This window comes from Microbulbifer maximicatervae (SeqCode) (assembly GCF_052468155.1).
The window spans coordinates 730,878-744,712 of the sequence record NZ_CP174335.1; the positions used below are offsets into that span (position 1 = coordinate 730,878).

Annotated in this window: 10 protein-coding genes; 1 reads left to right on the forward strand and 9 read right to left on the reverse strand. The window is 44.7% G+C overall.

The genetic code is table 11. The features are described from left to right. Window positions 1–70 precede the first annotated feature (70 nt). The 9 genes from asnB to ACJJIY_RS03020 all read right to left on the reverse strand — a co-directional run bounded on the left by asnB (window position 71) and on the right by ACJJIY_RS03020 (window position 12,642). A complete protein-coding gene (gene asnB / locus ACJJIY_RS02980; protein WP_445359072.1) occupies window positions 71–2,005 on the reverse strand; it encodes an asparagine synthase (glutamine-hydrolyzing) in 1,935 nt (644 codons plus the stop codon). A gap of 870 nt (window positions 2,006–2,875) precedes the next feature. After that, entirely contained in the window at window positions 2,876–4,531 is a 1,656-nt protein-coding gene (locus ACJJIY_RS02985) for a histidine kinase (protein ID WP_445359073.1), read from the reverse strand. 1,362 nt (window positions 4,532–5,893) lie between these two features. After that, complete coding sequence (locus tag ACJJIY_RS02990) at window positions 5,894–6,403, reverse strand: hypothetical protein (protein ID WP_445359074.1); 510 nt, start codon at window positions 6,401–6,403, stop codon at window positions 5,894–5,896. A gap of 487 nt (window positions 6,404–6,890) precedes the next feature. Continuing rightward, window positions 6,891–8,777 carry a DNA topoisomerase IV subunit B gene (parE, locus tag ACJJIY_RS02995; protein WP_445359075.1) on the reverse strand — a complete coding sequence of 629 codons (1,887 nt, stop codon included), beginning with the start codon at window positions 8,775–8,777 and terminating at the stop codon, window positions 6,891–6,893. Between the two features lie 12 nt (window positions 8,778–8,789). After that, window positions 8,790–9,383, reverse strand: a complete 594-nt coding sequence (locus ACJJIY_RS03000; RefSeq protein ID WP_413663541.1) for a YqiA/YcfP family alpha/beta fold hydrolase — start codon at window positions 9,381–9,383, stop codon at window positions 8,790–8,792. A gap of 102 nt (window positions 9,384–9,485) precedes the next feature. Continuing rightward, complete coding sequence (locus tag ACJJIY_RS03005; protein WP_444911643.1) at window positions 9,486–10,160, reverse strand: hypothetical protein; 675 nt, start codon at window positions 10,158–10,160, stop codon at window positions 9,486–9,488. A 344-nt stretch (window positions 10,161–10,504) separates the two neighbouring features. Beyond that, a complete protein-coding gene (gene cpdA, locus ACJJIY_RS03010; RefSeq protein WP_444892187.1) occupies window positions 10,505–11,329 on the reverse strand; it encodes a 3',5'-cyclic-AMP phosphodiesterase in 825 nt (274 codons plus the stop codon). Window positions 11,330–11,370: 41 nt separating this feature from the next. Next, window positions 11,371–11,892 (reverse strand): DUF1249 domain-containing protein, encoded by a 522-nt coding sequence (locus tag ACJJIY_RS03015; protein ID WP_444926083.1) that lies wholly within the window; start codon window positions 11,890–11,892, stop codon window positions 11,371–11,373. Window positions 11,893–11,979: 87 nt separating this feature from the next. Then, window positions 11,980–12,642, reverse strand: coding sequence for an NUDIX domain-containing protein (locus ACJJIY_RS03020; RefSeq protein WP_445359076.1), 663 nt, complete (start codon window positions 12,640–12,642; stop codon window positions 11,980–11,982). A gap of 146 nt (window positions 12,643–12,788) precedes the next feature. Here ACJJIY_RS03020 and ACJJIY_RS03025 point away from each other — a divergent pair, with 146 nt between their 5' ends. Then, on the forward strand, window positions 12,789–13,829 hold the full coding sequence (locus ACJJIY_RS03025; protein WP_444892190.1) for a glycosyltransferase family protein: 1,041 nt from the start codon (window positions 12,789–12,791) through the stop codon (window positions 13,827–13,829). Window positions 13,830–13,835: the final 6 nt, after the last annotated feature.

A 13,835-nucleotide genomic window follows, 5' to 3' on the forward strand; every position in this document is an offset into this window, starting at 1 on the left:
CCTGCTAAAGAAATTTTATTTTAATATCCAGAGTAAACCATCAAAACCGCCTAGAGTAGAGAATTAACTTCTAGCACATCACCAATCGTTTATGTATTAATATACTACTAACGGTAAGGAATTTAATAGCATCAACGACATTCTGGTCTGCCTGCGAGTACCCCTCATCTTTTTCAAAAAATCTAATAAGCTTTTTTTGATCAAGAAATGGCATATCTAGAGTCTCACGGCTATGGATAATATCCTTCATATACTCATGAAGTTTCTTGTTTTTCTTATCTGTAAGAGGCGGAGTCCATAGCGGTTGTTTTTGCTTCTTGTAGGCCCTGTCTGTTAACACCGACTTCATAGCCTCTCGCAATACATATTTCTCAGTTAATCCTCGAATTTTATATTTTTCTGGCAATACTGATAGATAGTCTACTAAGTGGTGGTCAAGAAATGGTTGGCGACCTTCAATCGAGTGAGCCATTTCTGTTCGATCACCCATCATTGTTAAGACAAAATGAGGAAACATAGACTTGGTAAAGGTATACAAGCTTTTAGATAAAACAGGTCTATTTTTTAATACAGACATGCCACCTAAATTTTCCATGAGAGTATCTGCAATCTGATTGTTCTTTATATAATCAGCATAATCTTTACAAAATAATGGAAATATTTTTATACCCATATCCATAAAACTCTGCATCCAATTTGGAAAGAAACCAAGGGCAGACTTCACTACCCTTGACTGATGCAGTCTCGCAGAGGACATAAAAACTCCATCAGAAACAGGGTCGCCACTCTCCAAATCTTTTAGAATCAATTCTTTTTCTTCCTGGGGAAGATCTTCTAAGTAATTCTCGATAAAGTCTTGCCTAAACCAACCGTAACCAGCAAAAACCTCATCAGCCCCATCCCCAGTTATTACGACTTTATACCCTCGATCTCGGACAGCCCGACTAAGCACATATTTAGTAATAGCGTTCCCATTGAAGAACATTTTTTCACCGATGTAGGCCGTTTCTTCAAAACAGGAAACCAATATATCGCCATTAATTTCAACTGGATGATAATTACTCCCCGCATATTCGGTCATGGACCTGGCATCGGATGATTCATCATAAGTCGGGTGGTCAAAAGACAAGGTGAATGCATCTATCGGCTTGTCAAGCATACTCTGAGCAATTCCTAAAACAGAGGATGCATCTAATCCTCCACTCAAGTAGCAAGCAACTGGTACATCAGCTTTGAGTCTTAACCTAATCGCCTCAGTAAACCTTTGTCGCACTTCGCTTATAACTTCTTCTTCTCTAAACTGAGTCTTTCTTTGCTCAACAATAGTAGGGAAATAGAGATCCCAATAAAGATGGGTCGAAAATTGTAAGTCATCCAAATAGGCAATACCGTAATGACCAGGAGGCAATTCAAAAATATTACTAAATGAGCTAGATGCAGGAGCATGCAAGAAACTAATTTCCTGCCAGTAAGTATGCGGGTTCCACTCTACCGGCAAGCCAAGGGCTTTTAAGGCCTTAACCTCTGATGAAAAACTCAAACATCCATCTGCCCAGTAATAAAAAAGAGGCTTTATTCCAAACCTATCTCGAGCAGAGAATATTAGTTTCTTCCCACTATCGTAAAGTACGAAAGAAAACTCTCCTCGAAGATAGTCCAGACAATAAACACCATACTCTTGATAAAGAGCAATCAGAATTTCACTATCCGACTGCGTGAGAAAACTATATCCTCGTCGAATAAGATCATTTTTTATTTTCACATAATCATAAAACTCACCATTAACAATACAAATTATTTCCCCGTCACTGCTCAACAGAGGCTGCTGACCACCCTCTAAGTCAATAATACTGAGCCTTTTATGCGCCAGCCAGGCTCGGCCATCTCCTGATGACCAGAATCCCTCACCGTCTGGTCCTCGATGGGAAAGGGTCTGTAGTGCACGAGAAATCTGTTCCCGGCTATACGTAGCAACAATAGAGAATACCCCTAGCAGCCCACACATTTGACTGCCTCCCCAGTATCGATAAAAGGATTGTCTCAGGTTAGCAAAAAGGAGCTTCGCGCCATTCTCACGAAAAAGAGGACAAATGACTCTGCATTAACAAATTGAATTAAATAAAGATATGGGGTTAATATTCAGGGCCGAACTTACACTTCACTAGACGAGCTTGACCAGCTAAGCTAACAAGTTTATTTGGATTTACATAACCATAAAACACTGGAGCCATATATTCAGATCGAAGCTCCCATACCCTTTCAAAATGGGCTGCCGATAAATATACAGTGCATTCTTGAGTTCCAGATTGTTAAATTCAGAATTTTCACTTTACATAGAAATCGGACCTTTAAACACTCTAGAAAAAATATTAAACATTTTCGCGGGAGTATTCATAGAATATTCCTCACATCCGAATTCCAACATTTAACTTAAAGTACCCCATCAAACTTATGGCATATATATTACAGAGAACAAGTGTATTTTTACTTTCCTTGCTTTTCGGTTTATCTGACATCAAACCAAAAATAAGCTTCTATGGAAACTTTTAAAAATTCGCAAAACTATTGAGCAGAGTAGCTCTCTTGTAGATACCCTACTACCAGAACTTGGTTGCAAGCTCAGACTTCAAGAGAGCTATAAATTTTAAAGATAGTATTTTCTTTCACTATCCAGCTAAGCTTTAGCTAAAACTCTAGATATATTGCTGCTCTAGGAAAATCTTTTGATTTACCTGAGCAGCCTAAAATCTATACTTAGAATAAAGATCTCTAAAACTTACATTGTGCGTATTCCGTTCGATCTAGATTAATGATAACAATACCATTTAAACTCAAACAACTAACTTTATACATAAATATAAATTATACAGCCCAATTAATAAATATAGACCGCTCCTGCATTTTCAGCTTCATTGCTCTCAGGGTTTGCGAACAAACCGCTATCCGCTCCATCTTCAGTGTTCGCCCCTACTGCTAAACTAGCTCCATCTCCACTTAGCGCAACAGAGCCACCAAAATGGTCTCCCGAGTCTGTGTTGCTCGCCTTAATATAAGCTTCACTAGACCAGTCTACGCCATTAAATATATAGGTATAAACTGCTCCTGCTCTAATTGAAGATTCGTCTGTACTATCTCCGAACAATCCTTGGCTATAGCTTTTCTCTCCCCATGCTCCCACGGCGATAAAACTGCCATCATCACTCAGGTTTACCGCCTCTCCAAAGTAAGCCGATACATGAGGATTGGAAGCTTCCAAGTAGGCAGTTTGCTGCCAAGTGTTTTCTTTTCGAGAAAAAATGTAGACAGCGCCACTGTTAGATCCACTTTTTAATGGGGCGCCAACTGCTAGAGTTTGCCCATTACCACTTAAATTGAGCGCAAATCCAAACCAACCACCAGCGACAGGATTACTAGCCGATATCTTGCTATCTTCCACCCAGGATTCACCATCCAACTGGTATAGATAAACGGAACCTGCCTCTGCATTGTCAGCATAAGCCCCAACTGCGAATGAAGCCCCGGCATCATCAAGGCTTATCGAAGAACCAAAACCTAACCCCTCAGAACTATCAGCAGCCTTAATATAGGCATACTGTGACCAACTTCCCTCCTCATTACGGAACACATATACCGCTCCAGAATCTTCAATAGAATCGCCATCAAGACCACCATCTTCACTGGGTGCGGTTACTGCTAAAGTAGAACCATTCCCACTAAGGCTAAGGGCATAGCCAAATAGGTCATTATTTCCTTGATTGTCTGCTTGAAGTCGGGCGCTATGGACCCAACCTTCATTACTTCGGGAAAAAATATGAACAGCGCCCGCAGAAAAATTATCATTTTCCCCGTTCTCCTTGAATGCCCCTACTGCAAGCGTATAACCATCATCGCTAAGACTCAATGCAGTTCCAAACTCTGCAGCTTCTTGAGGATCTGGAGACTTAAGATAGGCTTGCTGTGTCCATTCGCCATCTTCCCGACTAAAAATATAAACTGCACCTGAATCAGGTGTCAGGTTATCCTCTTGGTCACCACCGCTATCTTCGCGAGGAGCACCTACTGCAAGCAGGTTGCCATCATCGCTAATTGCTAGATTCCAACCAAACTGATCGTCAGCATCCGTATTACTGGGTTTAAAATAACCGATACTACCTATCACATCCTGATCAATCGCTACTGCATCAGAATCGATACATCTCTGATCATCGCAGGTTTGCAATAAGTATTGGGCATTAAGCTTTTTGAATAAAGGCACCACTAATTCAATGCGCTCTTCTTTTGGCGCAATGGGATTTCCAATAGGTTCAAAGCCAGAGTGCCCATCAGCATTTTCAAATAACTGATAATAAGTTGCCCCAGAAACATCGCTCCAGCGAAAGGTTAGCGTTTTAGGTTTCTCATAATGGACCGCCATCGTAGCAGCTGTAAGCTCGCCACCTGTGTCTGGATTATCTCCCCCACTCGAAGATCCATTACAACCTGAAAGATATACACTGAACATCAAGATTGCTAGGTTAATATTAAATTTCACTATATGCTTTCCTTATAGGTCATCGTATCATTTTTCAAAACTCTCTTATCATTAGCTCTTAATTAGATATAATTTTTATTGCCAACACGAAAATACAGACTATTCTCGCATCGTCTTAGCACTAAAATATCTCCAACAAGAACCACTGCGAGAAGTAAAATTAGAATAAACTTCGAATATACTCGTAAATAAACAACCCCTTTTATAGATTTAGGTTTGATTCTCTTTTAGAGCCTTGACAGGATTAAGGGCTAAGACTGCTTTATTAATTTGCCAGTTAAGACTTAGAAATTCACTTCTTGAACTCACAATAGCCAATATGAACTTTAAGACCGAAATAACCAGCATGAAAAAACATATAAAGCAAACACTCAGACGAGCAGACATTATTATATATATTTTATTTGTTCAGCAGCCGGCAGTAATAACTACTAAACAAAGTGTAAAACTCTAATCAACGTCTACACTATTTATCTTTTATCATTGGGTTTGCGCTAATTATCCTGCACACCAAATGGAGCAACCGACCAATACAAAATCAATAGCAATGCCTATAAACATAACTTATTAATTTAACCTATAAACTATCACCCTTTACATTACAGCCGAGACTTTATAACGCACTCATAATGAAACTGATATCTAAACATTCTGATACTTTTAAGCAGCCTACAAGATTCAACTGACAGAGTGAACTTTTTTTAAAAAAAATATTTTTGCCCCCCGAATTAGAACAACAGGCCCAACTAAAAGTCTTAAATGGCTAGACATCTGTCCGAACTTGAGGGTACGTTTTCATAAAGAAATATGACTAAAAATTTCTTAGCAAACAAAGATACGGATAGATTTTAGCAATTTTAAGCCAGATATCCCACATGATTACACAAAATAAATCGATGAAGAGATGACAGCTTAACAATTTTCGGACGTCAAAATTAAGAGATGTGAGCTTCTTTCCATTTAGATAATAGAGTAATATTTTTATCGTATCTCATACTTTTTTATACATGAAAGCAGTTTAAAAACGTGTAGTATTCATTTCTTGTAAAAAAAATCTGTGAGTATTCCAATATTAATTTGGAACTCAAGCTATTAGATACTCAACTACTCTTCCAGCTCGCTCTGCACGTAATTTTCGAATCCACACCTTCATCCTGGATTTACTTACTCCCATGACCTCACAATAGGTTGACTATCGGTTACACAACCTTCTATTGGTACTCAGAAAGAGAAAATACCTATTTCACAATTGGATTATTATTGATCTTGTTGAGAGTGATGCTACCAGCAGACAAATTTAATATGACGATTCCTTTTACAACATCTAGATAAATCACAGCCCTATTAAGGCATGATTTAAGATTAACCTTTAGAATCACCTCTATTACTAATTGAATTTGGTAAAACCAAATCTACTGGTTTTCTTGAATTAACATAATCACGGAATTCGGGAGCTACATACTCAGAGCGCAACTCCCATATCCTTTTAAAAGGTGCCATTGATAAGTATGCTGTATATTGACGAGTCATTGAGTCCCAAATAGTAAAATCCAACCTGTTTGCCTTGTATTGGAAATAAGCTTCTTCCCAGATCTTAAAAAAACGATATACAAAACCAATGATCCTTAAAGTATCGGCACTCGACAAAGAATCAAAATCCTTCATCGCCTTCGCAAAGATGTCAGCCATTGGTCCGTCACAAATTGCTGCCACAGCTTCTCGATGAGCAATGGATATCTCATGCATAGAAGCAATCTTCGATTCTTTATTCTGAACTCTTATTAAAGCGGCAAGATAGACTAAAGATGCGACAACCGCAAAGGCACCAACAAGTTCACCAACGGCACTTAATGTATCCCACAGCATACTCAAAATTTAATCTCGTCAAGCAGGCATTAATTATATAACCTTTGATGCTGTCACTTTAGACTTTCAAAATACCCAACACTGCTAGCCTTACTATTGAGACATTATATATGCACTTGTCAAATGGTGCTTATTTCATCTTTTAAAAAAAATTAGACTATAGGTAATTAGAAATGACAAAATAGTAAAACCAATAAAATGGATTGATTTGTACACTTCTTTTTTATCGAAAATATCACATAGATGCTAAGGCTATATATTTTCGTATCAATGAAGTTATCTGTTTTAAATAAGTATAATGCTAAAACAAGAAATTTAAACTGAAGGAATTAAATAATATGCAGCTGAATTAGCATCCATAATGTTGGATAACTGATACAACTTCTGAAAGAGAGATAGAGCCCCTCAAAAGGAAGAGCGCCCCATGTTAATCATATGCATTTATCTGTTGCCTTAGTACACTAAGGCAACACCAATACCTATGTTAGAAAGCTTAACCCACTTCAGCCAGATTCCCTTTACTTTCCAGCCATTGCTTGCGATCCCCAGCACGCTTCTTGGCCAATAACATATCCAAAAGCTGGTTGCTATCATCACCGGTATCGATATAGAGCTGTACGAGACGACGGGTATTGGGGTCCATCGTAGTTTCACGCAATTGCATAGGATTCATTTCTCCCAATCCTTTAAATCGGGTTACCTGAATCTTGCCCTTTTTCTTTTCTGCACTGATACGATCGAGAATGCCCTGTTTCTCAGATTCATCCAGCGCATAATAAACGTCTTTACCGATATCAATTCGGAACAATGGGGGCATGGCCACATAGACATGACCGTTAGTGACCAACGGCCGGAAATGACGTAAGAAAAGCGCGCATAACAGCGTAGCAATATGTAGGCCGTCCGAGTCGGCATCGGCGAGGATACAGATTTTGTTGTAACGCAAGCCTTCCAGGTTATCGCTGCCCGGGTCCACACCGAGGGCTACAGCAATATCATGTACCTCCTGGCTAGCGAGAATTTCCCCTGAGTCAACTTCCCAGGTATTCAGGATTTTACCGCGCAGAGGCATGATAGCCTGGAACTCCCGGTCTCGCGCCTGCTTGGCGGAGCCACCGGCTGAATCTCCCTCCACCAGAAAGAGTTCAGAGCGCGTGGTATCGCCACTGGAGCAGTCTGCCAGTTTGCCAGGCAAGGCCGGTCCCTGAGTAACTTTTTTACGTGCAACTTTTTTCGCGGAGCGCATGCGCTTCTGTGCATTGCCAATACACAGTTCCGCCAGTTTATCGCCCTCTTCCGTATGCTGATTCAGCCACAAGCTGAATGCATCTTTAGCGACACCGGAAATAAATGCGGTCGCTTCACGAGAGGAAAGTCTTTCTTTTGTCTGGCCTGAGAATTGGGGATCAGCCAATTTGGCAGAGAGAACGTAAGAACACTGGCTCCAAATATCTTCTGGTCCCAATTTAATTCCGCGCGGTAGCAGATTGCGGATTTCACAGTATTCGCGCATTGCTTCCAGCAGGCCAGCCCGCAAACCATTGACATGGGTACCGCCCTGGGCGGTGGGAATCAAATTTACGTAGGATTCAGCGGTGACCTCTCCGCCCTCTGGCAACCATTGAACCGCCCAGTCTGCCGCCTCTGTAGTAGCTGCAAAGCTGCCTACAAATGGCTCTGCTGGCAGTACTTCCCAACCCTGATTTGCAGCGGCCAAATAGTCCTTGAGGCCATCTTCGTAATACCACTCATCGGACTCGCCATCCTGCTCATTGATAAACGTAACCGTGAGACCCGGGCAGAGCACCGCCTTAGCACGCAGAAGGTGTCTCAGGCGCACCACTGAAAATTTGGCGGAATCAAAATATTGGGAATCTGGTAAGAAGCGAACACTGGTACCTGTTGTGCGCTTGCCGCACTCACCTACTACTTCCAGGTCGGAGGCCTTTTCACCATCCTTAAAGCCAATGCGATGAACCTTGCCATCTCGCTGGATAGTAACCTCCAGCACTTTTGAGAGGGCATTAACCACCGAAACACCGACGCCGTGAAGGCCACCGGAGAATTGGTAATTATCATTGGAAAACTTACCGCCGGCGTGCAGAGTGGAGAGGATAACCTCTACACCAGGCCGTCCCTGCTCAGGGTGAATATCGACAGGCATACCGCGGCCGTTGTCGCTGACAGAAAGCGAGTGGTCCTTGTGTAACACCACTTCAATTTTCTTGGCATGTCCGGCCAGGGCTTCGTCGACACTGTTGTCGATTACCTCCTGAGCCAGGTGATTTGGGCGTGCGGTATCGGTATACATCCCGGGGCGCTTACGCACCGGATCTAGTCCCGTGAGTACCTCAATATCTTCGGCGGAATAATTAGCCATAATTCTTATTGATTACTGCTCGTTAAATAGAAATTCGGTGATAGGGTCGCAATAGCGTGCGAACTCCTGAAAACTATGATCGCCACCGTCTTCAATGGTCTGGCGTTGCCCTTGGTAGAAATCCTGCGCATCGCGATAATCCAGAACTTCATCCCCGCGCTGGGCGAGTAACCAGTAGCGACTCTGTAACGGCTTCTCCAATTCAGCCTGTACCCGCTGCATGGCATCTACATCAACCTGGGTAAGACGGAATTCCTCTTCTTCACCGCTATAGGGTTTTAAAACCTTCCCCACATAGGCTGGAATAAAGCGCGCGGGGCGCACTGCGGGATTTATCAGTACAGCGGGCAATCGGAAGCGCTCACCAAGGTAAGTGCACCAAAATCCCCCCATAGAACTCCCTACCAGTCCAATGGGCCCCCTATCGGACTGCCGAAGGAGATCCTCCACAAGAGCCACCAAAGATTTCTGCGCCTCCTCTGTATAGGGAGGAATCTGCGGTGCACAGAAGGTAACATGCGGGTATTGGGCCTGGAGCCGTTCCCGCATCAACTGGCATTTGAAGGACTGTGGTGATGAAAGGAAGCCGTGCAGATATATCAGCACCGGCCTTCCCTGAAGATCATTAGTTTGCATAGGCGGTGATTATAGCGCCCATATCGTCAATCGGGGGCGCTATGTAACCAGAAGCCTCAAACCGTGTGGGAATCACAGCAATGTGCGATTCAAACTGGCAAAGGCCCGCCCCATATCTACACGCATATCAGACCAGAAAGTAACACTGGTAAAGCGCTCCAAGCGTCCACCCGGGCCATAGGCACCAAAGTTCTCACCGATATCGCGGCGATCCCGGAAGCGCATCACTGCATTGCCCTCTCGATCATAAAGAGTTCCAACCAGTACGCCATAGGCACTCTGCTCGGTGTAGACGCGCCAGGTCCAGGGAGAGGGGTCCAGTGGCGCAGCTACCGAAAATTTCTCCAGGGATAAGGACAATGTGTAATCTGCCTCTTCCTGCTCCTCTGCTACCACGCTGTTACGCGGTTCGAGAAACTTCTCGGCAAAGGTTTTGACCAACAGTGCATTCATCTGCTGTAGGTCCCTATCATCCAGCTCGTAATCTTTCTCTCTGTAGCGGGTGCGCGGCAATGAAGAAAAACGCTTGGTGTAGTCAATTTGCACAGGGGCAATAAACACTTTGGAGCCGCTCATATCAAAAGCAAAGGCTGCGGCAACTTCATCCAACGAGCTGGATCTGGGAACCAAACCTTGGCTATCCTCCTGTTCAGCCAACTTTGAGTCCCCCACCTTACTGGGATCATGAGCACAGGCACCGACTAATAACGCCAAGCCAATGAGCGGTAAAACAAATATTCTGTTCATTATTATTCCTCACTTCCCGATGTTATCCACTTAGCGGACGGAGTAGCTGCAAAATACGCATGAAATGAGGGGCAGTAGCGCAAATAAAACCCCAGTACCTATTAGCGTATTTTATCAACTGTCAAATACTACTATTGATTCTGGTATGCCCCATTAAACAAATATCATCAATGATCATAAGTCTGGGGAAATTTCATTGTACGGTCAGAAGACAAAAAAGATAATGGTAAGTTCGTAAAGGGAGGCTTTACAAATAAAGGCGAGCTAGAAACTCTTAAATAACACGATAGAAATCCCACAAAGTGGGACTTCAAAAAAGCAGGCACACCTCAAGGAGAAGTGACTCAGTAGCCGGAAGATGCAAAATCGACAGAGTATTTTGAAACCTCAACCCGTTCGACCCCGGTTTTATAGCTACCGTCATCATATAAATCGAACCAACGATATCCCGGCATCTCGTCGTCTACAGCAAAAGGCCCACTACCCGGAGTAAATTGTACAGATGTGGAAGGTGTCGCATGTAAGCCGACCCGACCCTCATGATTATCAAACTGCTGGTGTACATGGCCCCACACGAGCGCTTTGACTTGGGGCGCTTTGGATACCATTTGCAAGAGTTGCTCACGTCCATCGCGCAGCATATGGCCATCAATCCACTTACTACCCACCTGTACCGGCTGGTGGTGCATCATGATCATTACCGGGTGTTCCCGGGTTTCCCAAAGCAGCAGCTGCAAACGCTCAAGCTGAGCTTCGCTGAGACCGCCACATATCTGGTTTTCAACACTGGTATCGAGAAGCAAGAGGCGCCAATTTCCTAGGGCAACCACTTCTGTACAGCGTTGTGGGGCCAGCTGTTTCATACGAGAGCTTAAGTCGTGATTCCCCGGTAGCCAATACCAAGGTTTCTGCACCCTGCGCATTTTCTGAAGAAACCGGCGGTAAGAGGCCTCGGCCCCATTCGCGCTAATATCTCCTGTCGCCACCAGCAATTGCGCTGCCTGCTGCCTGGAAACGATTGCGGACAGTACCTCATCCAAAGTATGACCGGTGTCCAAACCCAGTAATTGATAATCCGGCCGGCTGCCGATGTGTGGGTCTGTTATTTGGATCAGACGATATGAATTGGTCTTATCGGACCTGCTAGGCTCATTGTGCTCGCGAATCACTTGCTCACCTTGTAATCACATCCATGTGTTCTACCGCAGAATTAAATTTTTCGGCCATCCAGCACTAATTGAAATTCTGCGCGACCATTTGCAAGACAGTACTCAAGCCACTCACCGAGAAAACGGTTGGCCTGAGGCCTCTCATCTGCGCGCTGCATACGGGGATTTGGGTAAGCGATATCCACTCCTTTACCACCTACCGGCCCACAGCCATTAACTGTTATCACCTCTGCCATCCGCGCATCGTGATAGAGACGAGCGGTCAGGTTAGGAGATGCCAGCCAGTGGCTTTCACTGAGATTTACCTCTGCGTCCAGTGACACTTCTGTCGTGTACCTGGATCTCGCTACCACTCTCAGCTTTAAGCTGCCACCAGGGATTTGATAGCACCATTGCTCTCTCTCTGAAAGCTCAGGTAGCAGCCTCAGTAGACGTAGGTAGTTAGCGTCGCAGTCGGCATGATAAGACGGTAAATCGACGCGATATACTGCTTTACCGTTGCCATTTGGCGACATTTTCATCTGCCTGCGCTGACGCGCACCTACCTCACGCACTAGAGCCATTATCAACACTCCAATTCAATTGCCGCCGTGACTTACATCTCAGTTTACCTTTTGTGCAGGTAAAGTAGCGCAAAGAGCTGTGACCGCTCAGGCTGGTGGCGTCATATGAGTAAACCGCTTCCGATTTAACTCTAGCCACTGCACCGAAATCAGTGTGGTGGCATTGTCTATCGGGTTTTCTCCCGGGGCGTAATCCCCCCGCATCGCATCTACGACGTTCTGCCTCGGGAATACCCGCAAACGGATATCCTCATTTTCCTCAGCCAAGCCGAATACGCCCTCGGCCTGCTCCAAATCTACCAGGGCACAATACAGATTTATCCGCTCCGAGCTGCCCCCTGGGCTGGGGATATAACTGTGGATAAAATGCAGATCGTCCACAGTACATCCAGACTCTTCCAATACCTCTCTGTGCGCTACATCCTCCAGACTCTCCCCTTTCTCCACCATACCGGCTACCACTTCAAGACACCAAGGCCCTGCTGGGCGCCCCAGGGCACCAGTGCGGAATTGCTCGGTAAGTGCCAACAGGTCCCTGACAGGATCGTAAAGTAAGACTCCAACGGCCTCTCCGCGCTGAAACAGTTCCCGCTCTATTTCATTGCTCCAACCCCCGCGAAACAAGCGGTGGCGCAATCGCAGGCGCACCATAGTGAAAAATCCCTTAAACACGGTTTCCCTGGAAATTATGTCTACCGAATCAGCGGTGAACTCCGGGTTTAAATCAGTTCGACTGTTATCTTGTGGCATGGTTCGTCTTTCCCTAGGTTTCGGTTTTGCTGCGCTGCTTCCGCGACAAGACCGGGGTACCAGCTGTTATACTCTGCGCCCACCGTACCAGCCGCTGACTGCAGAGGCTATCCGGGTTTCCGTGTTGAATTTCGAGAGTACACAACATGAGAGTGCTGAATATCGCCTATCAGCAGCTACGGCGCTATGGCAAGACAAGGGTTAGCTGGGCACAAAAGCTCACCTTCGGCCTGATTAAAAATGACCACTACACCCAAGTGTTCAGCGACCGCGATATCGCCGCATTTGAGGCACCCTTTGGTATTCGCGACCTGGGTGTAAAAAAGGCGAACCGACGCTTGATGGAAACTGTCGAGGCCTTTGAGCCAGACCTGATCATCGCAGGCCACTGCGATATGATCACTAACGACACTCTGAAGGCCATTAAGCAACGCCTGCCCAATTGCTTTATCGCTCACTGCAATAATGATCCCCTCTTTGTTCCCAGCAATGTCGAGCGAATCAAATACCGCGCGGAAGTCGCCGATGCAGTTTTTGTATCCACCGGGCGAAGAGAACTGAAAATATTTGAGGGCTTTGGTGCTCGTGTTTATCACATGCCGAACCCGGTTGAACCCTCGATTGAAAACCTCAATAACGCTGAACGCACGGATTTAGCCATCGACCTGCTTTTCTGCAGTAACAGCAATAATTTCACCAAGCGTCTGCAAATGGTTAAAAACCTGAAAGATGCCTTGGGGGATTCGCTGAACTTTAAAACCTATGGCAGCTTCGGCGAGGCTCCCGTTTGGGGCCGCGACTACGACCACGCCCTATCTCAAACCAAAATGGGACTGAATTTCAATCGCCAGGATACCCACTACTGGTATTCCTCAGCACGTATGGCGCAGTTGGCAGGCAACGGTATTTTGCAGTTCACCAGTGATAAATTACATTTTGATGACTTGTTGCCTGCTGAGAGCGTCGTTTATTTCTCCGATGAGCAGGACCTACTGGAAAAAATCCGCGAATTTAACGGTGACGATGCCAAGCGACGCGCCTGGGCCGCACGGGCCAGGGAGTTTTTCCACAATGAAATGAACTCGAAGCTCTACGCTCAGTACATTGTCGAAGCCACAAGCCTACAGCCTTTTAGCCACGACTATGCTTGGGCTCAAGATATCAATCTGGATGGCACTCTCAGGTAGTGTTGC

What these genes read in the sequence shown, in the direction of transcription:
- asnB (WP_445359072.1), bottom strand. Translation starts at nt 2,005, where the DNA reads ATGTGTGGGCTGCTAGGGGTATTCTCTATTGTTGCTACGTATAGCCGG.
- parE (WP_445359075.1), bottom strand. Translation starts at nt 8,777, where the DNA reads ATGGCTAATTATTCCGCCGAAGATATTGAGGTACTCACGGGACTAGAT.
- ACJJIY_RS03005 (WP_444911643.1), bottom strand. Translation starts at nt 10,160, where the DNA reads ATGAACAGAATATTTGTTTTACCGCTCATTGGCTTGGCGTTATTAGTC.
- ACJJIY_RS03015 (WP_444926083.1), bottom strand. Translation starts at nt 11,892, where the DNA reads ATGGCTCTAGTGCGTGAGGTAGGTGCGCGTCAGCGCAGGCAGATGAAA.
- ACJJIY_RS03020 (WP_445359076.1), bottom strand. Translation starts at nt 12,642, where the DNA reads ATGCCACAAGATAACAGTCGAACTGATTTAAACCCGGAGTTCACCGCT.
- ACJJIY_RS03025 (WP_444892190.1), top strand. Translation starts at nt 12,789, where the DNA reads ATGAGAGTGCTGAATATCGCCTATCAGCAGCTACGGCGCTATGGCAAG.